At 72.6% G+C, this 18,966-nt stretch carries 30 protein-coding genes; all 30 read left to right on the plus strand.

Going from position 1 to position 18,966, the window contains the following annotated elements; translation table 11 throughout:
• Window positions 1-66: 66 nt before the first annotated feature.
• Window positions 67-387 (plus strand): hypothetical protein, encoded by a 321-nt coding sequence (locus tag ACFW1A_RS21550; RefSeq protein WP_380410738.1) that lies wholly within the window; start codon window positions 67-69, stop codon window positions 385-387.
• Window positions 388-526: 139 nt separating this feature from the next.
• Window positions 527-991, plus strand: a complete 465-nt coding sequence (locus ACFW1A_RS21555; RefSeq protein ID WP_380410739.1) for a hypothetical protein — start codon at window positions 527-529, stop codon at window positions 989-991.
• Window positions 992-1,078: 87 nt separating this feature from the next.
• Window positions 1,079-1,339, plus strand: a complete 261-nt coding sequence (locus tag ACFW1A_RS21560; RefSeq protein ID WP_380410740.1) for a hypothetical protein — start codon at window positions 1,079-1,081, stop codon at window positions 1,337-1,339.
• Between the two features lie 224 nt (window positions 1,340-1,563).
• Window positions 1,564-2,088, plus strand: a complete 525-nt coding sequence (locus ACFW1A_RS21565) for a hypothetical protein (RefSeq protein ID WP_380410741.1) — start codon at window positions 1,564-1,566, stop codon at window positions 2,086-2,088.
• A 95-nt stretch (window positions 2,089-2,183) separates the two neighbouring features.
• Complete coding sequence (locus tag ACFW1A_RS21570) at window positions 2,184-3,923, plus strand: ParB N-terminal domain-containing protein (RefSeq protein WP_380410742.1); 1,740 nt, start codon at window positions 2,184-2,186, stop codon at window positions 3,921-3,923.
• Window positions 3,924-4,517: 594 nt separating this feature from the next.
• Window positions 4,518-4,700: a hypothetical protein gene (locus ACFW1A_RS21575; RefSeq protein ID WP_380410743.1), complete on the plus strand. Its 183-nt coding sequence runs from the start codon at window positions 4,518-4,520 to the stop codon at window positions 4,698-4,700.
• 54 nt (window positions 4,701-4,754) lie between these two features.
• Complete coding sequence (locus tag ACFW1A_RS21580; RefSeq protein ID WP_380410744.1) at window positions 4,755-5,129, plus strand: hypothetical protein; 375 nt, start codon at window positions 4,755-4,757, stop codon at window positions 5,127-5,129.
• Window positions 5,130-5,186: 57 nt separating this feature from the next.
• On the plus strand, window positions 5,187-6,029 hold the full coding sequence (locus ACFW1A_RS21585; RefSeq protein ID WP_380410745.1) for a hypothetical protein: 843 nt from the start codon (window positions 5,187-5,189) through the stop codon (window positions 6,027-6,029).
• A gap of 59 nt (window positions 6,030-6,088) precedes the next feature.
• A complete protein-coding gene (locus tag ACFW1A_RS21590; protein WP_380410746.1) occupies window positions 6,089-6,313 on the plus strand; it encodes a hypothetical protein in 225 nt (74 codons plus the stop codon).
• Window positions 6,314-6,412: 99 nt separating this feature from the next.
• The gene (locus tag ACFW1A_RS21595; protein ID WP_380410747.1) at window positions 6,413-6,904 is read left to right on the plus strand and encodes a hypothetical protein; all 492 of its coding nucleotides are present in this window, start codon (window positions 6,413-6,415) and stop codon (window positions 6,902-6,904) included.
• A 113-nt stretch (window positions 6,905-7,017) separates the two neighbouring features.
• Window positions 7,018-7,170 (plus strand): hypothetical protein, encoded by a 153-nt coding sequence (locus tag ACFW1A_RS21600; protein ID WP_380410748.1) that lies wholly within the window; start codon window positions 7,018-7,020, stop codon window positions 7,168-7,170.
• Window positions 7,171-7,249: 79 nt separating this feature from the next.
• Window positions 7,250-7,711 carry a hypothetical protein gene (locus ACFW1A_RS21605; RefSeq protein WP_380410749.1) on the plus strand — a complete coding sequence of 154 codons (462 nt, stop codon included), beginning with the start codon at window positions 7,250-7,252 and terminating at the stop codon, window positions 7,709-7,711.
• Between the two features lie 453 nt (window positions 7,712-8,164).
• Window positions 8,165-8,344: a hypothetical protein gene (locus tag ACFW1A_RS21610; RefSeq protein WP_380410750.1), complete on the plus strand. Its 180-nt coding sequence runs from the start codon at window positions 8,165-8,167 to the stop codon at window positions 8,342-8,344.
• Between the two features lie 80 nt (window positions 8,345-8,424).
• Window positions 8,425-8,733, plus strand: coding sequence for a hypothetical protein (locus tag ACFW1A_RS21615; RefSeq protein WP_380410751.1), 309 nt, complete (start codon window positions 8,425-8,427; stop codon window positions 8,731-8,733).
• Window positions 8,734-8,838: 105 nt separating this feature from the next.
• On the plus strand, window positions 8,839-9,036 hold the full coding sequence (locus tag ACFW1A_RS21620; protein WP_380410752.1) for a hypothetical protein: 198 nt from the start codon (window positions 8,839-8,841) through the stop codon (window positions 9,034-9,036).
• Between the two features lie 79 nt (window positions 9,037-9,115).
• Window positions 9,116-9,382, plus strand: coding sequence for a hypothetical protein (locus ACFW1A_RS21625; protein WP_380410753.1), 267 nt, complete (start codon window positions 9,116-9,118; stop codon window positions 9,380-9,382).
• Between the two features lie 81 nt (window positions 9,383-9,463).
• Entirely contained in the window at window positions 9,464-10,075 is a 612-nt protein-coding gene (locus tag ACFW1A_RS21630) for a hypothetical protein (protein WP_380410754.1), read from the plus strand.
• 116 nt (window positions 10,076-10,191) lie between these two features.
• Entirely contained in the window at window positions 10,192-11,001 is an 810-nt protein-coding gene (locus ACFW1A_RS21635) for a hypothetical protein (protein ID WP_380410755.1), read from the plus strand.
• A 65-nt stretch (window positions 11,002-11,066) separates the two neighbouring features.
• Window positions 11,067-11,381, plus strand: a complete 315-nt coding sequence (locus ACFW1A_RS21640; protein ID WP_380410756.1) for a hypothetical protein — start codon at window positions 11,067-11,069, stop codon at window positions 11,379-11,381.
• A gap of 37 nt (window positions 11,382-11,418) precedes the next feature.
• A complete protein-coding gene (locus ACFW1A_RS21645) occupies window positions 11,419-12,000 on the plus strand; it encodes a hypothetical protein (protein ID WP_380410757.1) in 582 nt (193 codons plus the stop codon).
• 81 nt (window positions 12,001-12,081) lie between these two features.
• Window positions 12,082-12,252, plus strand: coding sequence for a hypothetical protein (locus tag ACFW1A_RS21650; RefSeq protein ID WP_380410758.1), 171 nt, complete (start codon window positions 12,082-12,084; stop codon window positions 12,250-12,252).
• Window positions 12,249-12,809: a hypothetical protein gene (locus ACFW1A_RS21655; protein ID WP_380410759.1), complete on the plus strand. Its 561-nt coding sequence runs from the start codon at window positions 12,249-12,251 to the stop codon at window positions 12,807-12,809. The genes ACFW1A_RS21650 and ACFW1A_RS21655 overlap by 4 nt, the downstream gene beginning before the upstream one ends.
• A 214-nt stretch (window positions 12,810-13,023) precedes the next feature.
• Window positions 13,024-13,998 carry a phosphoadenosine phosphosulfate reductase family protein gene (locus ACFW1A_RS21660; protein WP_380410760.1) on the plus strand — a complete coding sequence of 325 codons (975 nt, stop codon included), beginning with the start codon at window positions 13,024-13,026 and terminating at the stop codon, window positions 13,996-13,998.
• Between the two features lie 229 nt (window positions 13,999-14,227).
• Window positions 14,228-14,488 (plus strand): hypothetical protein, encoded by a 261-nt coding sequence (locus ACFW1A_RS21665; protein WP_380410761.1) that lies wholly within the window; start codon window positions 14,228-14,230, stop codon window positions 14,486-14,488.
• A gap of 155 nt (window positions 14,489-14,643) precedes the next feature.
• Window positions 14,644-15,333 (plus strand): hypothetical protein, encoded by a 690-nt coding sequence (locus ACFW1A_RS21670; RefSeq protein ID WP_380410762.1) that lies wholly within the window; start codon window positions 14,644-14,646, stop codon window positions 15,331-15,333.
• A gap of 87 nt (window positions 15,334-15,420) precedes the next feature.
• Window positions 15,421-16,479, plus strand: coding sequence for a hypothetical protein (locus ACFW1A_RS21675; protein WP_380410763.1), 1,059 nt, complete (start codon window positions 15,421-15,423; stop codon window positions 16,477-16,479).
• Window positions 16,480-16,606: 127 nt separating this feature from the next.
• Complete coding sequence (locus ACFW1A_RS21680; RefSeq protein ID WP_380410764.1) at window positions 16,607-17,422, plus strand: hypothetical protein; 816 nt, start codon at window positions 16,607-16,609, stop codon at window positions 17,420-17,422.
• Window positions 17,423-17,690: 268 nt separating this feature from the next.
• Entirely contained in the window at window positions 17,691-17,834 is a 144-nt protein-coding gene (locus tag ACFW1A_RS21685) for a hypothetical protein (protein WP_380410765.1), read from the plus strand.
• Window positions 17,831-18,289: a hypothetical protein gene (locus tag ACFW1A_RS21690; RefSeq protein ID WP_380410766.1), complete on the plus strand. Its 459-nt coding sequence runs from the start codon at window positions 17,831-17,833 to the stop codon at window positions 18,287-18,289. Before ACFW1A_RS21685 ends, ACFW1A_RS21690 begins: the two co-directional genes overlap by 4 nt.
• Before the next feature lie 106 nt (window positions 18,290-18,395).
• Entirely contained in the window at window positions 18,396-18,779 is a 384-nt protein-coding gene (locus ACFW1A_RS21695; protein ID WP_380410767.1) for a hypothetical protein, read from the plus strand.
• Window positions 18,780-18,966: the final 187 nt, after the last annotated feature.

Consider the following 18,966-nt stretch of genomic DNA (forward strand, 5'->3'; position numbering starts at 1 on the left):
CCGCCGCCGGACGCGGCGGGGCCGGGCCCCGAGACCCTTCCCCCTTCGAACCGCCAAGGAGAACCGATGTCGAACACCCCCGCCACCGCCAGCCAGGCCGCCGACCTGACCGTGTTGCTTCCCGAACTCCCCGACCCGACCGGCGGTTTCGGATACGACTGGATGGAGTTGGTCGAGGAGGCGGCCAACGGCTGGCGAGTCGTGGCCGGGATCAAGGACGGTCGGCTGCTCGGCGACTGGCCGCTGTACATCGTCGCCGTCTACCGCGACAAGGAGCAGGGCGTGTACGGGGTCGGCACCTACATCGAGGGCGACATCGAGGTGAAGGGCTTCACCGACCGCGCGGAGTACCTCGCTGCGCTCCTGTCCCACGCAGAGAAGGACTGACGGGCGCAGGCGCGGCGCTCGGGTGGGCCGGTTCCCGCTCGACATCGTGTCTTGAGCCTGATATAGTTCTCTTGTTGGCAGGCGGTGGGGGTGGCACCCCACCGCCGGGCCAGCGCCCCCTTCGAACCGAGGAGACCGCATGAACCGCACCCCCGCCCCCGACGCCCTGTTCGCCGTGAAGTGGAACGACGCTGAGGGGCGTTGCGCCCGGACCGTGAGCGTCGAGGGCGCCGAGCTCGTGAAGAACATGTTCGGGCTGGACGAGGTGCCGACCGGGCAGGTGCAGAACCGCTACCCCGGCCACCTCCAGGGCGGGCGGCCGGTCCTCACCGCGACCCCGATCACGCTGGAGTGGCGCGAGCTCACCCGCGAGGCGGCCGCCGAGGAGGCCGCCAAGATCACCGGTACGTGGTGGAGCACCATCCCGGGCAGCCACCCGTTGAACCAGGAGAGCTCCACCGCCTACGAGATGGCCCAGATGGTGACCCTGCTCGCGGCCGAGGGAAGCCCCGTCGCCATCGGAGAGCACGTCATCGGCCTGATGTACATGGGTGAGCCCTGGCTGTTCGTCGCGGAGAGCACCCCGGCCGCCTGGAACGGCTGATTCGACCGCCGGGGCGGTGCGCAGGCGCCGCCCCGGATCTCAGCGGCAGGCCCGCCGCACCCCTTCGAGCACCTCTCAGGAGCAAGCATGCGCGCCAAGATCAGGATCACGAGCGAGTGCGCCGGCTGCGCGCAGCCGCTCACCTACGACAGCAGCAAGCTCTACGCCGGTTGGCAGCACTCTGCCGAGCCCGCGCCGGAGTTCGAGGAGGCCCGGTGCACAGAGCCGGCCCCGCAGCGGTTCTGCGAGCTGTGCGGCCGTCCGGCGACCAACTGGCAGGACGCATGGGCGGATTACTCGGGTTGCCTCCCGTGCGGCAACTACAACCGCTATTCGCTGGGGGACTGAGTGCGGGAGGGATAGTCGGCCGCGCCAGCTACGAGCGGGCCGCCGACGCGGCCGCGCGGAGAACCGCACGGTACCCGTAGTCCACGTCGCCGACTGCCGGGCGCGGAAGCCGGGGCCGATTCCGGCTCGACATCGTGCCTGAAGTCTGATAGAGTTCTCTTGTTGGGCCGGGGTGGGAACTCCGGCCCCGCCCCCTTCGAACCAGCCCCACAGGAAGGCACACGATGCGCACGATCACCGTCCACCCGGAAGCCGCCGCCGCTCTCGCCCCGCTCGCGTTCGGGGAGTTCACCGTCACCGTCTGGGAGGACGCCGGCTACCTGGCCGGGTGGCAGTACACCGTGCCCGGCTGCGCCTGCCTGGTGACCCTCTGGCCGGAGAACATGTTCAACGAGCCCGACGCCCCGGCCGAGTTCACCCCGGTCGGCCCGTGGTCGTACGTCGGCCGGTTCGACGTCGCCACCGCGGAGGGGCGCCGCAACCCCGGCGACTGGACCAACCCCGCCAACCGGGACGGCCACCCCACCCCGCACCACGCCCTGTCCGAGGGCCTGGACGAGCACCGCGCGGTGTGCGCCGAGTTCCGCCAGGCCATCACCCGGTGCTTGGAGTGCGGCGACGCCAAGCAGGAACACGGCCGCCCGGACAGTTTCCTGGGCTGCGACGACTTCCGCCCCGGCAAGGAGCCCGGCCGCCGCGACTGGGAGATCCAGCGCGAGGCGCGCGGGCTGTGGGTTCCCCGCGACTGAACCACCCCGCCGGGGCGGCGGTTGGCACCGCCGCCCCGGCCCGCAGCACCAGCGCTGCGCCCTTCGAATCAGCACCCATCAAGGAAGGACCACACATGGCCAGGACCAAGGTCGCCGAGCCGATCGCCGAGCCGACCCAGACCAGCGGTATCGAGTACTTCGAGTTCCTCGCGTCCCAGCTGATCGTCGACCCGTTCAACCACCGTCAGGGCAACGTCGCGCCCCCGTCCAAGCAGCTGAAGGCCAGCGTCGCCGAGGTCGGCGTTCGGGAGGCCGTCGGCGTCCGCAGGCAGGCCGACGGCACGTGGGGCGTCTTCAAGGGTCGCCGGCGTCTGCTCGCCGCCCAGGAGGCCGCCGAGAAGGCCAAGGCCAAGGGCCTCGACCCCAGGACCCTCCCGCGAGTCCCCGCCCTGGTCCACCACGATCTGACCGACGCGGACGACGAGACCCTGTTGTTCTCCCTGCTGGAGAACCAGTTCCGCGAGAACGCCACCAGGGAGGACGAGCTCCAGGTGGCCGAGCAGCTGGCTCTGATGGACGTGCCCGAGACGCGCCGCCGCCGCCACGCCAAGATCCTGGGCGTCTCGCTCGCCGAGCTGAAGGCTGCCAAGGGAGCGGCGCAGCTGAGCGAGGAGGACAAGCGCCGTGCGAAGACCAGCGATTTCGACTGGGTCGAGATGGACCAGTGGAAGCGGCTCGGGGGAGGGTTCGAGTCGTTCCAGCGGCTCACCCGGGCCAAGGAGCGGGACGCCCGGTCGGGCAAGCCTGGCAACGGTGAGTGGCGGCAGGTGGTCCAGGCGATCAGGGACGAGCAGGCCGAGGAGCAGAAGCAGCAGGCCGTGCGGGACGAGCTGCTCGCGGCCGGTCTGTCGGTGGTCAGCTTCCCATGGCGGTGGCTGGGCCACGACGCCCAGCCGCTGGCGCACCTCCTCACCTCGTTGGGCAAGCCGCTGACGGCCGAGGTGCATGCCCAGGTGTGCCCGAGTCACGGCGCGACGGTCGACCCGGACACGCTGGAGGTGATCTACGTGTGCACCGACTGGCACGCCCAGGGTCACCGGCCCACCGAGGAGTACGCCAGGGAGCTGGAGGAGGCGGGCAAGACCCCGGTCGACCCCGAGGCTGAGAAGGCGAAGGCGAAGGCGAAGCGCGAGGGCAACACCGCGTGGCGCTCCGCCCGGACTGTCCGGCTGGAGGTGCTGCGCGCCGCGATCGCGGAGAAGAACCTGCCCGAGGCGGCCGACGCCCTGACGGAGCGAACGGTCATGGGCTACGCGAAGTGGTGGTTCAAGTCGGTGGCGTCCGGCCGGACCGAGGTGGCCGCCTTTCTGCTGGGCGTGCCGGACCCGAACGAGGGGCGCAGCCAGTGGGAGCGGGCGGAGGACCCGTTCGCGGAGCTGATCGCCGCCGGTCCGAAGACGCGCCGCAGGCACCGCCAGTTCGCCCGGGTGGTGGCCGCGATCGAGACCTATGTCATGGCGGACAAGGAGTGGCCGGAGCCGACCGAGGAGATGGTCACCTACCTGCGGTTCCTGGAGGAGACGTTCGACTACTCCCTGGCCGAGTGCGAGCGCCGGGGCATTGCCGTGTACGAGGCCAAGACGAAGCAGGACGACAAGGCCGACGGTAGCGAGTCGGCCGACGCCGACGGGCGGGCTGACGACGAGGCCGAGTCCGGCGGCCAGGGCGGCCCCGACGGTGAAGCGGCAGGGGAGAGTGCCCCCGAGCCGGAGGCGCAGCCCGCCGAGGAGAACGAGGTGGACGAGGTAGCCGGGGCCCCGGAGGGGCCCGAGGTGGAGCAGGACTCGACCGGGGGCGTCCCGCCCCAGGGCTAATGGCGAGGCCGGGGTGGGGAGGCGCGGACGCGGCTCCCCACCACCCTGCCCGGCCGGAGAGGAGAGGTGCGTGGGTACGGCCGAGGAGGTAGCCGGCGACTTGTTCGCCGCGCTGCTGAAGGGGAGCAGCGAGTGGGCCGACGATTCGGAGCGCGGGTAAGTGGAGCGGTTGTGGACGATGCCGCCCGCCGAAGCGCTCACCGCCGTGGAGGAGTCGGACTGTCTGCGCAGCCAGTTGGCCGGGCCCGCCGCCGCGCTGCGCCTCCTGGTCCCCCGCGTCTACGGCGCCCCGTGCTGAGTGGGTGGGGCCGCCGGGAAGTCGAACGGCGGTCCGCCCTGCCATAAGGCAGGACCCCCTGTCGAGCTGACAGCAGGCTGGCGCGGACCGCCATCGGCGGCAGGTTTCGACGCTGCCGCACCCTTCGAACCAGTTCTCACAAGGAGACTGGAGCGAGGCTTCAGGATAACGCGGCGGGCGATCGGTCCGTGACCGGTGGATCACGCTTGCATTCATGATTGATGGCTGATATAGTTCTCCTATTGGCAAGCGCCAAGTGGCACCACCCCTCTTCGAACCAGCCCCAGGGAGATCCGATGAACGATCCGGCAGCAACGACCCCCGACCGCTCCACCGCAGACAGCCGGCCCGACTGGACGACCCTTCCCGCGATCGCCTTCACCGCTACGCCGCGCGCCACGCAGGTCTCCCTGTTCGCCATTGGCGACGACCCGTTCGGGACCCCGTCACTGCTGGACGACGCACGGCCGCTGTTCTGACCTCCCCGGCCAGGCCCCCCAATGACCTGGCCGGGCAGAGAGGAGAGGAAGACCATGACCCACCCGATCGACTTCGAGGCACCGTTCGAGCGCGCGGCGATCCTGGCCCGCCACCTGATCACCGGCGGATTCACCGCGACCGTGGACAACATGGGCAACGGGTGCTTCTCCGCCGGAGTGCGCTACGCCTACCAGGGCCGCCCCCGGGTCATGCACCTGGCCTGGGACGGGATGCTCCTGTGGCAACTGGACTGTGGCACCTGCGGGGAGACGCTGAGCGACGCCGAGCTGAGCGATCCGCCCGAGGCAGTGGCTACCAAGGTCTGGGAGCTCTTCGAGGAGGACGACCCGGGCGTCACCTGGACCGGGCCCGAGACCCTCCCCGCCGACACCTACGAGCCCGGCGCCACCTGCCCCCACCACCGGTGACGGATTCCACCTGCCGTCAGGCCGGGCGCCCACCGTCAACCACAGAAAGGGACCGACATGGAGATTGCACCGCGCTGGGAGGCGCTCGCCGACGAGTTCGCGGCGCTCGGCAAGGAGGTGGCCGCCGCGCTTGACGCTCTCGACCCCGAGCGGCGCGGCTGGACCCACCGCCGGGAGCACAACGCGTACGGCTCGGTTGCGCTTGCACATCCGGCCGGCTGGCAGTTGTACATCTGGCGGGAGAAGGCCCACTGCAAGGGCGCAGCCGGCCAGCGGCTGACGATCAAGGGCATCGTGCCGAGCGAGTACCGGGGCCGGGCGGAGCACCGCATCACGGTCGCGGGCGACCGCAAGCCCGGGGACATCGCGCGCGACATCGCGCGGCGGCTGCTCCCGGACTACCGGGACACGGCGGCCCAGGCGTTCGAGCACCGCGACCAGGAGCAGGCCGCGACCCGGGCCCGGGTGGCGGCGTTCGCCCGGCTGCGTGAGGCCCTGCCCGCGCTGAGCAGCGGAGCGAGCAGCGTCGAGAGCGGATACGGGCTGTTCTACCGGGGGCGGGCCCGGGTGTCCGACGGCCGGGGAGGTACCCGGGAGAGCGAGCACAGCGCCCACGCCTCCGGGTCGGTGCGGCTGTCGTTCGACGGGTCGACCGGTTCCATCAAGGCGGACGAGGTGCCGCTGGAGTTACTGGTGGAGTTCCTGGCGCGGCTCAACGCCGGATCTCAGGTGCTGACCGGGAAGGTGATGCCGCGCGAGCTGGAGAGCGATCTGCGCGAATTGGGCTGGGCACCGAGCGTCATCCCGGGCGAGGTGGTCGCCGGCAGGCCGGGGGGCGGAGGGGAGCAGCAGCCAGTGCCTCCTGTTGCCGGGGCGGGCCGATCACACTTGGCAACGTGATTGAGGACTGATATAGTTCTCTTGTTGGCAACGGAGGCGGCTCCCACTGGAGGAACCACATGAACGTGAAGCGCGGATACGCATGGGGGATCGGCGGCGACGAGTACCTGCTGATCCCCGGCTCGGCCTGGGAGCGGCCCGCACTTGCCGAAACCCCGCAGGGAGCCGTCCGGCCGGACCACCCCCGCGTGGACACCCTCGCGCTGGTGGAGCGGTTCTGGCACGGAGGCGTGAGCGGAGACGGCTACGTGCACCGCATCGTCGAGCTCGTCCCGACCACCTGAACCCGGACCACCCAGACCTTCACCCCCGCCCCCGGGGCCGGCGGCAGGCACCGCCGTCCCCGGGACCCCTTCGAATCACGTACCGACCTTGGAGCCACGATGCAGCTCTCCCTCCTTCTCGCCAGCCCCGGGCATCCGACGGTGCGCATTGGCCCCTTCGACAACAGGGTCGCCGCAGGCCTGTTCCGCTGCGGACTGGGCGGCCAGCTCCACACCACGCCCCACCCGGAGGGCCTGACCGTGACCATCGCCCCGTTCGACCCTCTTGAGCCGCACCTGGCCGCCTCCCTGCCCCAGGACGCCCGAGTGCTGGTCATGCTGCTGCTGGACCACCACACGGAACCCTTCCCCCAGCTCTACACCCGCCTGAGGGCCGAACACGGACCCGCCGACGCGGAAGACATCTGGGAACAGGTGCAGGCGATGGCCGCCGACTTCTGCAAGGCCCGCCCCGACGGCGACCCGGGCCGCTGGTGCGCGCTGCCCGTCGGCCACCCGTCCGTCGTACACGTGGACCGCCACGGATACGCCTGGGGCAACGGCTCCGAGCACACGCGCACGCCCGTGCTCCTGGCCGAGCGGCTCACCTGACAGGCCGGCGCCTGCACTGGGCGCAGCCCGCATCAACACCTGCCCGCGGCGGCGGCTGGCACCTCCGCCCCGGGCCCCCTTCGAACCGGACACCGAACCGAGGAGGCACCACCATGCAGCACCGCGACGACAACGAGCGCGCCATCCCGGCGATCCCCCGCCCCCAGAGCAGCAGGGAGAACACCGACCCCGACGGTGCGGCGAAGCCGCCGGCCAGGCCGGGGCGCATCCCGGGCCAGCGCGACCGGGGCAACCGCGAGAGCTGACCGACAGCCACCCCAGGGCGGCGGACGACACCGCCACCCCGGCCCCACCCCACAGCCTCACCAGGAAGCAGGAGCAGCCATGCCTACGACCACCCCGCTCCCGAGCCAGCAGGCCACCGAGATCCTGCGGATCGCACTTGACGCCGCCCCGCTCATCGCCGCCGCCACGGCGCAGCTGCCGACCCACCGCGGAACCATGGTCGCGTTCGCCTTCGACAACGACGGCGTACAGGCCGTGCTCGCGCAGGAGCTGACCGCCCCGGAACGGGGCGCCGCCCTGACGATCATCGGCAGGCAGTTCGAGGGTGCGGGCTGGGGGTCCGCCTACGGCGGCCGGTCGGCCCACCTGATCCACCCGCTGCACCTGACCAGGCTCGGCGGGCCCGAGCGCGGTCCGTCCACCCTGACGGCCGCACTGGCAGCCGACGGGGGCGACCCGGTGGGGCGCGCACTGGATGCAGCGGGCCACGGCCGCCAGGCCGCCGCGTGGCGTACGGCCGCCCACCCGGGAGTCCCCTTGCCCTCCGGGTGGGCCGGCTGATTCACGACAGCCAGCGTGGCTTGAGTCTGAGATAGTTCTCTTTTTGTGCTGGGCGATTGGCCCGCCGGCTGCAGCGCACCCGAGGTGACCCAATCGTGCGCGCCCACCAGGCGGCCCCACCCAGAAGGCCGGCGGCGCCGCCGCGCAGGCAACCACCTTTTCCCCGGGCGAGCCCGTGTACTACGACGGCGGCGGGGAGCAGCGTCGCAGGCGGCCGGGAACTGGCTGATCGAGGGCCCGTGCACGTGCCGCTGGTGCCCGCGCGCCGCCCCGTCCCTCCGGCTGGCCGACCCCGCCGACGCGGCCCGGACGCTGGACCACGTCTCCACGTCCAGACTGGCCCCGACGACCGGTACCGCCCCGGGTTCGAGGTCCCGCCCGGCGCGGTGATCGAGTACCACGGCGGTGGCCTGATGCTGTCACCGCGCCCGGGACGGCCTACTCCCCGTACCGGTGCACTCCGTCACCGCTGTGCACGGCGTGGTGCCGACCCTGCCCGCCGAGGGCGGTGGGCAGTGGAGCGTCCGCGGCCCGGCCGAGGTCACCCGGAGGGCGGACGCGCCGGTGGCCGTCCGCGAGCAGCACGAGGACCCGGGCCTGCACTACCCCTGCACCGCCCACACCGCCCACTGACCGGCTTCCAAGCCGCACGCCCCGCCCCGAAGACATCCCGCCGCACCATCCCGTGCGCCCCACCGAACCGGAGGATCACCATGTCCATCCCCGCCATGACCACCACCCCGACCACTGAGTGCGAGAACTGCGGCCACAGCCGCTGGACGCTGCACGTCACCGTCACCACACGCAGCCCGGCAAGCGGAACCGTCGTGGTCGCCGTGCCCGCGCCGCCCGCCCTGGATCTCCTGGTCACCTGCGGCACCTGCTCCGGGTGGCTCGACGAGAAGGACCCCGTCCACGCCGTCCTCTACGCGCTCGTGGCCGACCGCCTCGCCCCGCGGCCGCCGGTTCGGTGCGGCCGGCTGCGCCACCTGCTGCGCCGCTGCGCCGGGGCTCGCGAGTGAGCATCACGGTTGCGAACGTTGGTGAGAACTGATATAGTTGTCTTGTTGGTGAGGCCGGGAGGCCGATCCTCCCCCTTCGAACCGCTCCGATTCCCAGGAGGAACCGTGGACAGCAGGACGACCACCGAGCTCAAGACCTACGGCGTGATGTGGAGCCGCGACTTCACCGCGACGTCGCCGGAGGACGCGGCGGAGCAGGCGGCGCGCTGGGTGGCGCAGTACGGCCTCGCCGATGAGGTCGAGGTCACCGAGACCGGCGACGAGGGCAATGGGCACTGGGTGCCGGTCCCGAGCCTGGACTGACCCGCAGCCAGGACCTCGGGGCGCGGCCCGCGAGGCTGCGCCCCATCCCTTCGGACCACCACCTCACCCAGGAGAGACCGTGCCCCAGACCCAGCCGGCCGAGGACGAGCAGCTGGCCGCGTACCCGGCCGCCATCCAGCAGGTCATCCGCTCCGAGGCCCACGCCTGGTTCTACGACGACACCAAGCCCGCCATGCAGATGTACGACTCGCACGTCGCGTGGGCCCGCAAGCTCACCCCGGAGCAGCGCCGCCACCACCGCTCGGGCGCCTGGTACGCAAACCAGTCGCTCAAGGCGGCGGCGATCGCCTTGGTCCAACAGGAGGCGGGCGACCCGACCGACTGACCGCACCGGCGGCCCGCACCGGCGGGCCGCCCGCACCGCGCCGCTGACCGACACAGAGCCACCTCGACCTAGGAGCCTTCCGTGAGCACCACCACGACCACCCTGGCCTACCGCATCGGCGACGCGGACGCCCAGTGCCGCTATCCCGTGATCATCGGCGACGACACCGAGAACCCGCTGGTGATCGGCTGGGCCTCCCGGTGGCACCGCAACTGGCTGGTCACCGCCGTCTGGGCCGACGGCGGCGAGAGCGAGCGCAACCTGCGCCGTCCCGCCAAGGGCGACAGGGGCCTGGACATGGCCGCCGTCTTCCTCGCCGAGCAGTACGCCGCCGGAGCCGTCATCGCGGTCCCCCTGGCCGAGGCCCTGGCCCAGGCGCCCCTGCCCATCGGCCCCGTCCCCCTGCTGCACCCGCGGATGGCGGTCAAGGCTGTTGAGGACAACGGGCGCAACATCAGCGGCGCCCTGAAGGCGTTCGCCGGACTGGCCAAGCACCACTGGCGGGCCTACGGCGGCTTCCCCGGCTCGGACAACCCCTGGTTCGTCGGCTGCGAGCTGTGCGGCTGGACCGGCCCGAAGTACTGGAGCCACCTGCGCGGCCGCAACGGCAACCCGCCCAGCATCACCCGCCACCTGGGCTGCGTCGACGAGGACGAGATCCGCGAGCTGATCCCCGCCTACCGGCAGCAGTAGACGCCGCACCCGGCGCCGGGCCCGGACAACCCTCCGGGCCCGGCCCGCTCCCCCGCGACGAACAGCCAGCAGGCCCCGCCGCGCGCCGCCGGCGGGCCGTCACCGACAGGACGACCATGCCCATCACCCACCCACCGCTGTCCGCCGATGACCTGCGCACCCTGGCCGCGCACACCATCGCGCACCTGCCCGTCCTCCACGGCCCGTGGCGGATCACCGAAGCCCCGCGACAGCCCGGCACCGCCGTGGCGGTCGAGGACGAGTCCCGCCGCGTGCTGCTCACCGTCGACGGCCAGGTCCTGGCCATCCGGCCCTGGCCGGTCAACGGCACCACCGCACCGGCCGCGACCCCCGTCGGCCGCAAGGACCCGACCGGGCGCACCACCGCCCTGGCCATCGCCCGCAACCACCTGGGCCCGCAGCACCCCGCCCCGCTCAACGGGGCGCAGCGCGAGCAGCAGGAACTGCGCGCCGTCGACGCCGTCACCGCGATCATTCCGGCCGGGGTCGCCGACATGGCCGTCTCGCGCACCGGCCGCTGGTACACCGTCGGCTGGAAGCGGCGGGGCCTCACGTTCCGTGTCCGGGTCGACGGGCCGCAGCGGGTGCAGGCCGAGGTGGACGGACTGCCGCTCGACGTCCTGTCGGCGGCGCTGGGGACCGTCCTGCCGCCGTCCGCGCCGGCGAAGCCGCCCGGCGCCGACGGCTGCGCCGCGAGCTGGCTGATCAACCGTCACCCGGCCCTGTGGTACGACCCCCTGTCGTCCGCCTCCGGCCCGGATGACGTGCTGCTCGGCCCGGGCTCGGGCCCGGTCACCGTCGCCGTCCAGGTCCCCGACGCCCCGCCCACCGACCGGGCCCGGGGAATCCTCACCGTCGAGGCCGACCTCGACCTGGCGCTCATGGTGCTGGCCGCCCTTTCCTGACCCACCTGGGCCGGACCCGCCCGGAACCGGCCCCTTCGCCCGGCCCCACCGAGAGAGAGCAGCGCATGAGCAAGCACCGCGAGAACATCACCTGGCAGACGGCCGAAGCCGGTACCTGGACCATCGGCTTCTGGGACTTCGAACTCCCGTGGGACGAGGAGGACGAGGAATGGGGGGTCGAGTACCGAGACACCTTCGGCTGGGTGTCCGCCGGGCACCCCGGCCCTGACGCGGCCATGGATGCCTACACCGCCCAGCACCCCAATCCGGGCGGCGGGGAGGTCATCCCCTGGACCGCGGAGAACGCACAGCGGATCGGGGACCTGAACGCCCTCGCCGCCCAGCACGCCGAGGGCCCAGGGAACCCGCCCGGCTGGTAAAAACCCCCGCCCGACCCCTTCAACGATCGGATATCCCGTGCCCCAGTACATTCCGCCCACCCGCCCCCGCCTGATCGCCGCCCGGGACACCTTCGACATGTACGGCACCGAGCCCCCGACGGGCGACTGGCCGTACCGGCTCGACGACTTCGGGATCGCCTACGGCCCCGGCGACTGGCCGTTCCACCGGCGCCTCCAGCGCACCGAGTGGCACCCGGCCAACCCCCTGATCACGCACCAGGTGGACACCGGGGCGACCGAGCAGGCCAGGGTCCGCTTGTCGCCCGACCCGGGAGGCTCCTGGTACGGCCGCAACCACTACGTCAGCATCAGCCCGGCCGGCGAAGACGTCCACGCCGACCTGACGCTCTACATCGCCCGGCAGGGCATGGGCGCGATGGTGCGCCGCGCGACCCTGGTCTTGACCCCCCGGTCCGGCGCCGTGACCGTACCGGACGGCTGCCCGCCGCCGCTGCGCCCGCAGGCCGAGGAGAGGGGGCGTAGGCTGCTCGCCTTCCTATCCGAGGCGTGCGAGGAGCGCGACGCCGGAGGCGCGGAGCCGCACCGGGTTCTCCACTCCCTGATGCGAAAAGACGACCCCAACGTGACGCAAGCATGATATAGTTTCCTTGTTGGTCCGGGGCGGTGGCGCCGCCCGGGATCGGCCCCCTTCGGACTGCACGAGCAGAGGAGACACCCCATGGCCGACGAACAGACCCCCGACGGCACCCCGCAGACGCCGCCCGAGCGCTTCCGCTTCCACCGGTGCGACGACTCCTGCCGCCCCGTCCCCGGAACCCCGTCCGAGGACGGCGACTCCAGCGGCGGCGGCCCCTACCTCCCGGGCTCCGCAATCGAGGGCGCCTGGTGAGCGCCTCCGGACTGCCGAGCCCGCTCAGCGTCCTCCTCGCCCTGGCCGCCGAGCACATCCCCGCCGGGCGCGGGCCGCAGCAGGAGTTCGACGACGTCGGCGAACTCGTCGCGCTGCACTGGGACATCCCGGCCTGCGTGGACGGCGCGACGATCCGGCGGGCGCTGGCCGCACTGCGCGGCTCGGGCTGGGCGTTCCGACAGGAGGCCCGCGGAGGGGGCGGCGGCCGGGCGCTGCGGATGGATGCCCGCACTGCGGCCGTCGGGTTCGACGACACCCCGGGCAGCCGGGTGGACGCCCTGCTGTGGCGCGCGGGGTTCGACCGATACCGCTACGGCGTGCCGGTGTGGGGGTACCGCTGGGACCACCTGTTCGACACCCCGGACAGTGCCTATGTCACGGTGCACGGACCGAGCGACGGCTCGTTCGCCGACGCCCGTCACCGGCGGGAACTGGCGGACGCGATGATGCGGACCGTGGATGCCGCCGAGGGGTGGCGGACGCCGCACCCGGAGTGCCTGGATCACGCCTTCCACGCCCTGACGCCGGAGTACTGACCGGGACGCCGCCCCGGCCGAACCGGCGGGCCGCGCTCCGGCGCGGCCCGCCGCCGCGCGGCGCAGCAGGCCGGCGGACGGGCGGCAGGGGGGCGGAAGGCATTGGACGAACGTGCCTTACGTCTGATATAGTTCTCATGTTGGACGGGGTGGCGGCGGCACCGCCACCCCGGCACCACACCCCCTTCGAACCGTACGAGCAAAGGACGCTCCATTGGCAAGCCGTCGAGCAATCCCCGGCCAGGGCGCCTTCGACCTGGCCGAGCTGCGTCCAGAGGTCCCGGACCTGGCGTCGTACCGGTGGATCATCGCGAACGTCAGCGGGGGCAAGGACTCGCAGGCGATGCTCGCCGAGCTGATGCTCCATGCCACCGCAGCCGGCGTCGCGGATCGGGTCGTGGTGGTGCACGCCGACCTCGGGATCGTCGAGTGGCCCGGGGTGCGGGAACTCGCGGCCGAGCACGCGGCGCACTACGGGCTGCGATTCGAGGTCGTGCAGCGGGTCGGCTCCAACCTGATCGAGCGCGTCGAAGAGCGCGGGATGTGGCCGTCCGCCGACAACAGGTGGTGTACATCGGATTTCAAGCGCGGCCCGATCCGGAAGCTGATCACCATGCTGGTGAACGAGGCCCGGGCCGCCGGCCACACCGGCGTGGTGCGCATCCTCAACGTGATGGGCCTGCGCGCGGACGAGAGCGCCGCGCGCCGTATGCTCGTGGCCTTCGCGCACGACGGCTCGAAGACCTGCCCGTGCACGGAGTGCCAGCGGCGCCGGAAGGCCACCGAGGCCGCCAAGGCCGCCGGGCTCAAGCCGAAGAAGATCCCGGCCCGCGACCGGATGCAGCACGGCGCGTCGAACACCCTGCGCTGGGTGGACACCTGGCTGCCGATCCACGGCTGGTCAACGGCGGACGTCTGGGCCTCGATCTTCGTCGCGGGCACCCGCCCGCACCCCGCGTACAAGTCCGGAATGCCCAGACTGTCCTGTGTTTTCTGCGTTCTCGCCTCGCGGGCCGCGCTGGTGCGGGCCGCTCAGCTCCAGCCGAAGCTGGCCGCGCGCTACGCCCTCGCCGAGAAGCTGACCGGCCACCGCTTCCGCCTGGACGTGAGCATGGCCGAGATCATCGAAGAGGCCAGGACCGCGCCTACCCCGGAGGCGGGGGCCGTGGTGGCCTGCTGGGAAGGATGACCGCCCGCACCGCCGGGGAGGGCCGACCGCCCCAACTCCACCAAGGCGAGCGACGGGGGGACGCGCCCACGGCCGCCGCCGCACACCTGGCCCCGGCCGCGTAAATCACCCACGGAATGCGTATAGCATGATATAGTTCTCTTATTGGCAGACGGTGGGGGTGGCACCCCGCCGCCGGGCCGACACCCCTTCGAGCCAGCAGCGACCCCGGCCGCAGAACGGAGCCCCCGTGGACCAGACCACCCCCGCCGAAGCCACCGCGCCGGCGGAGAAGGACGCCCCGGCCACGACGCCGGCGGAGGCCGAGACTCTGGCCTGGTGCCGGCAGCGCGCGCACGTGCTGATCACCTATCACCCGCAGCTCGACAGGTCGTACTGCCGCTGCGGCGAGCGCCAGGTGCCGGGCGAGCAGCCGATGGACTGGCGGGCGAAGCGGGAGATCTTCCACTCCTGCCCGCCGGACGGGCCGTGCCGCTGCTACCTGCCGTGAGACCGGGACGGCCCGGGTCGCGCCCCCACCCCGGGGACGCGACCGGGGCCGGGACCGCCGCCCGAGCACTTTCGTCGACGAAAGCGATCAGGGGCACCCCCGCCCCTCCCCCTTCGAACCAGCCGGCGGCCGAGCGGCCCCGGAGAGGAGCACCCATGTCCGAATTCCCGCGCGCCCGGGTCGCGGAACTCGTCGCCCTGCTGGGCGCACCGTGGCGGATGGACAACTGCCCGTACAACATGGACGACGAGCGGCAGTTCGTGACGGACGGCCGTGGCCGGGGCTTCTGGATGAGCATCGACCGCAGGCAGCTGGAGCGGGAGCCGGCGAAGCCGCTCGGCTACCGGGTGAACGTCTGGGGCCGGTACCCGCAGATCCCGGGCCACTTCTTCACGGACGAGGGCCGCCCGAGGGTGGGGTTCGACCTGTCGCGCCCGCTGGCCACCTTGGCCAAGGACATGCGGCGGCGGTTCCTGCCGCAGTTCGAGGCGGCGTACTCCCGGGCCGTGGACGAGCTCCACGCCCGGTCCTCCGCCGCCGAGAAGCGTGCGGCGGTGGCCAGGGCCCTGCTGGAACGCTTCCCGCAACGGGGCTGGGAGGGGGAGATGCGCCCCGGGGTACACCGGGTGTGCGTCGACCTGGAGCCGCACCCGGGGGCGAGTGCCGACATGGAGGTCCGACAGGCCGGCGAGCTGGTTGACGTCCAGCTGCGCAACGTCGACCCGAGGGATCTCGACGTGCTGTGGGCGCTGTTCGGGCGGCGGCGGGCCGAGCGGATCGCCGCGGCGTACGGCACGCCGGCCTCCGTGGACCTGACCACGCTCGACAGCGTGGAACTGGCATGATATAGTTCTCTTGTTGGCCGGGGTGGCGGCGGCACCGCCACCCCGGCACGACACCCCTTCGAACCAGTCCGATCCGAGGAGCTGACCATGTCGCGCAGCGCCGCCCCCGCCGCCGAGTCCACGACCACCCCCGCCGAGAAGGCTCCCGAGCCGCCCCGGCCGACATACGCGGTGCTGAACGCGGTGATCACCAACAAAGAGGGCGGGGAGGAGGTGCTGCGCCTGGCGATGCCCTCCGAGCCCTTCGGCACGGCCGCCTGGCAGATGTGGACCGTCGGCCTCTACCTCGCCCGCCTGTACCGCCACCAGGTGCAACCCAGCGCGGCGACCCTGCGCGCCCACCTGACGTCCGGCCTGGTGCCGTTCCCCACGCCGACGATGAGGTTCCCGTACGGGCTGCTGCACGACTCCCGCCCGACGCTGATTCTCGACCTGGAACTCGGCCCGCTGGACGCCAGCGGCTGGCCGAAGACCTCCCTGGTCGTGGTCGAGCAGGAGGTCAAGCCCCTCGGCTGGACCCGCGCCCGGCGCTTCCGCACCCTGCGGGCCACCGCGATGGCCGTCCGGGAGGAGCTCGACGACGAGTGCTGCCGACTGGCCGGCAAGAAGGAGCAGCGGGAGCTGTTCGAGCTGGCGGACAAGCTCTGCCAGCAGGCCGGCACGATCCATCAGCGGGCACTGGAGAGCGCGGCCCCGCTGCTCGGCGGAGCCGTCCGGGAGGGCATGCACGCCGAAGGGGAGGAGCGGGAGCGGCTGATGGTGGAGCTGGAGGAGTTCTGCGGGCGGGACGCGCCGCTGCCCGAGGACGCGGCCTCGGCATCCCCGGTGCAGACCGTCACCGGGCACCTTGAGCGAGCCCCGGAGGCGCTGGCGGACGGCACCGCCCGGCTGCACGTCCGGCTGGCCGGAGCGTGCGGCGCGGCGCCCTGGCGCGCGGACCGCCCCTCCGTGGTGATCTGCACCGTCCAGGGAGCGGCGGCCCGGGGAGCGCTCGCGCTCAGGCCGGGGACGGCCGTGGTCGTGGTCGGACGGGCCGGCACGGCCACCTACCAGTACGAGGGGGACATCCGGCGACGGGTCGACACCTTCGAGGTGCTCCACATCGGCGTGGACCTCCCGCAGAGCCCCCCGGCCACGGCGGCCTGACGCGCCCGATCACCCCGCCCGGCCGGTGCGGCGCCCGCACGCACCGGCCCCTCACCGCGCTCCGACCCGGCCGTCCGGCGCGCCTCCCGCGGTCCCGCGAATCCGATCCCTCCCGAAAGAGGACGCCATGAGCCCGTCCGCCCCCGCCGTTGCCGACCGCACCACGTTCTTCCTCGGTGGCCCGCCGTCCTGGGCCAAGGACTCTCCGGTCCCGCTGATGATGTCGGTGAACGCCCTGGCCAGGTACCGCAGCCGGGGGGAGCGGTTCCCGTCGGCCCGGTGCCTGTGGGCGCTGGACAGCGCCGGGTTCTCGCAGATCGGCCAGCACGGGGAGTTCCTGCTCGACCCGGACGAGTACGGCGGGATGGTCTACCGGCTGATGGACGACTTCGGCGCCCCGCCGGTGTTCGCGTCGGTGCAGGACTGGATGACCGAGCGGCAGATCCTCGCCCACAGCGGGTTCACGCTGCGCCAGCACCAGGAGTTCACCGTCGACTCGTACCTGTACCTCACCGCACAGTTCGACCAGGCCCCGTGGATCCCCATCCTGCAAGGCCAGAGCGTGGAGGACTACGTCGAGCACTGCCGGATGTACGAGCGCGCCGGCGTCGACCTGGCCCAGGCGTTCCGGGTCGGGGTCGGGTCGGTGTGCCGCCGCCAGGGCACCCGGGCCACCGGGCACATCCTGGCCACCCTGGCCGGCCGCGGGTACGCCCTTCACGGCTTCGGCATCAAGTCGGACGGGCTGGACCGCCACGGCCACCATCTCGCCAGCGCGGACAGCTATGCCTGGTCGGCCGGGGCGCGGCGGCGCAACGTCAGGCTGGCCGGCTGCACGCACCCCAGCGCCGACTGCCGCAACTGCCGCGACTACGCCATGGCATGGCGCAGCAGGGTGGTCGAGAAGCTGAATACTCCCAAGCAGCTCACCCTGGCCGTATGACGGAAGGGGCGAAAAGCCACCCCCGCCCGTGCCAGTTGAATGATATAGTTCTCTTGTTGGTCGGGGGGTGATGCCGCCCCGGCCACCCCACTGCCGGACCAACCCACCCCGAAGGGCGCCATGGAAGCGAAACCGATCACCTGCGACTCCTGCGCCTACACCCCGCCGAAGGGGCGGCTGTGGCCTGCCCGCGGTCAGGCGGCTCACCATCACGTTCGAGGAGCGCCGCACCCAGCGACTGCGCCTGTGCGACCGCCACGCCGACGGCGTGCGCGAGGACCTGGCGGACCCCCTGTTCGCCTACCTGCGCCACACCGGCGTGACCGAGAGCCGGATCGACCAGGAGACCGAGGCCGCGGGAGCGGCCGAGGCGACCCGCAATGCCCACCGACCCGAAACGGGAGCACCGTGAACACCACCGACGCCGTCGGCCCCGCCGGCCGCGACACCGAACACCTCGCCGCCTTCTGCGCCGGTGCCCTGATGGAGGCCGTGTGGTGGGAGGCGCGGCCCACCGCCGACGCCACGGACGCCACCCCGGGCCGGGAGTGGGAGCAGGTCGAAGCTCTCGGCCTCACCCTGGAGAGCCTGCCCGCCGAGCAGGGCCGCCGGCTGCTCGCCGCCGCCGCCCGGTTCGTCGACGCCCACCCCGAGCTCACCCCCTTCGGCCTCGACCCCGTGGACGTCGGCAGCGCCTGGTGGATGGCCCACCGCGGGCCCGACAGCATGCCCGGGCTCGACTTCCGGACCTTCAAGGCCATCCCCCCGGACCTGCGCGACCGCATGAACGACCACGCCCACCGGCACCCGGAGCAGTTCGGCGCCGTGGAGCTGGACGAGGCTACCGGCAAGGTGCGCTTCACGTGATCAACACGCTTGCATGCGTGATTTAGAGCTGATATAGTTCTCTCATTGGGCGAACGGCAACGCCCGAACCCTTCGAACCGCTACGACCTCCACAGGAGCACTGACCATGTCCGAGCAGACCTTCGAGGCCACCCGCGCCTTCATCGCCACCGCCTCCGCCGAGCAGGTGGAGCTCATCGCGGCGGCGCTCCGCTCGCGGCGCCTCGCGCTGCGCCCCGCCCCCGCCGACACGACGGCCACCAGCACGTCGTCCCTGATGAAGATCGCCCGCCTCGGGGACAGCGTGCAGATCGCCCGCATCCAGCCGCAGTACCTCTCGGGCCTGACCGGCACGGTGATCAACACCCGCGTGACCCGCGTGGACATCGAGCTCGACGCCAAGTCGACCCGGAAGCTGGCCCGCGCGAAGCAGACGCGCTTCGAGGTCCCGGCGGGCGCGACCTCGTTCGTCATCCACGGCGTCCACCTGAACTCCCTCGACATCCTCTGACGGCGCATTGGAGGCCTGGGCGGACCACGCCCGAGCCCCCAGCGGGGCGGCGGCGGTCGGCGCCCCCCCCCCGCCCCCCCGCCCCCGGGCCCCCCCCCCCGCCCCCCCCGGCCCCCCCCGAACAGGACCACCCAAACCACCCCCCCCCCGCCCCCCACCCCCCCCCCCCCCCCCCCCACCCCGGCGG

Source organism: Kitasatospora sp. NPDC058965 (assembly GCF_042741245.1).
Taxonomy (GTDB): Bacteria; Actinomycetota; Actinomycetes; order Streptomycetales; family Streptomycetaceae; genus Kitasatospora.

Excerpts from the sequence above, each read along its gene's own strand:
- ACFW1A_RS21550 (WP_380410738.1), top strand. The coding sequence starts at position 67 with ATGTCGAACACCCCCGCCACCGCCAGCCAGGCCGCCGACCTGACCGTG.
- ACFW1A_RS21555 (WP_380410739.1), top strand. The coding sequence starts at position 527 with ATGAACCGCACCCCCGCCCCCGACGCCCTGTTCGCCGTGAAGTGGAAC.
- ACFW1A_RS21560 (WP_380410740.1), top strand. The coding sequence starts at position 1,079 with ATGCGCGCCAAGATCAGGATCACGAGCGAGTGCGCCGGCTGCGCGCAG.
- ACFW1A_RS21565 (WP_380410741.1), top strand. The coding sequence starts at position 1,564 with ATGCGCACGATCACCGTCCACCCGGAAGCCGCCGCCGCTCTCGCCCCG.
- ACFW1A_RS21570 (WP_380410742.1), top strand. The coding sequence starts at position 2,184 with ATGGCCAGGACCAAGGTCGCCGAGCCGATCGCCGAGCCGACCCAGACC.
- ACFW1A_RS21575 (WP_380410743.1), top strand. The coding sequence starts at position 4,518 with ATGAACGATCCGGCAGCAACGACCCCCGACCGCTCCACCGCAGACAGC.
- ACFW1A_RS21580 (WP_380410744.1), top strand. The coding sequence starts at position 4,755 with ATGACCCACCCGATCGACTTCGAGGCACCGTTCGAGCGCGCGGCGATC.
- ACFW1A_RS21585 (WP_380410745.1), top strand. The coding sequence starts at position 5,187 with ATGGAGATTGCACCGCGCTGGGAGGCGCTCGCCGACGAGTTCGCGGCG.
- ACFW1A_RS21590 (WP_380410746.1), top strand. The coding sequence starts at position 6,089 with ATGAACGTGAAGCGCGGATACGCATGGGGGATCGGCGGCGACGAGTAC.
- ACFW1A_RS21595 (WP_380410747.1), top strand. The coding sequence starts at position 6,413 with ATGCAGCTCTCCCTCCTTCTCGCCAGCCCCGGGCATCCGACGGTGCGC.
- ACFW1A_RS21600 (WP_380410748.1), top strand. The coding sequence starts at position 7,018 with ATGCAGCACCGCGACGACAACGAGCGCGCCATCCCGGCGATCCCCCGC.
- ACFW1A_RS21605 (WP_380410749.1), top strand. The coding sequence starts at position 7,250 with ATGCCTACGACCACCCCGCTCCCGAGCCAGCAGGCCACCGAGATCCTG.
- ACFW1A_RS21615 (WP_380410751.1), top strand. The coding sequence starts at position 8,425 with ATGTCCATCCCCGCCATGACCACCACCCCGACCACTGAGTGCGAGAAC.
- ACFW1A_RS21635 (WP_380410755.1), top strand. The coding sequence starts at position 10,192 with ATGCCCATCACCCACCCACCGCTGTCCGCCGATGACCTGCGCACCCTG.
- ACFW1A_RS21640 (WP_380410756.1), top strand. The coding sequence starts at position 11,067 with ATGAGCAAGCACCGCGAGAACATCACCTGGCAGACGGCCGAAGCCGGT.
- ACFW1A_RS21650 (WP_380410758.1), top strand. The coding sequence starts at position 12,082 with ATGGCCGACGAACAGACCCCCGACGGCACCCCGCAGACGCCGCCCGAG.
- ACFW1A_RS21670 (WP_380410762.1), top strand. The coding sequence starts at position 14,644 with ATGTCCGAATTCCCGCGCGCCCGGGTCGCGGAACTCGTCGCCCTGCTG.
- ACFW1A_RS21675 (WP_380410763.1), top strand. The coding sequence starts at position 15,421 with ATGTCGCGCAGCGCCGCCCCCGCCGCCGAGTCCACGACCACCCCCGCC.
- ACFW1A_RS21680 (WP_380410764.1), top strand. The coding sequence starts at position 16,607 with ATGAGCCCGTCCGCCCCCGCCGTTGCCGACCGCACCACGTTCTTCCTC.
- ACFW1A_RS21695 (WP_380410767.1), top strand. The coding sequence starts at position 18,396 with ATGTCCGAGCAGACCTTCGAGGCCACCCGCGCCTTCATCGCCACCGCC.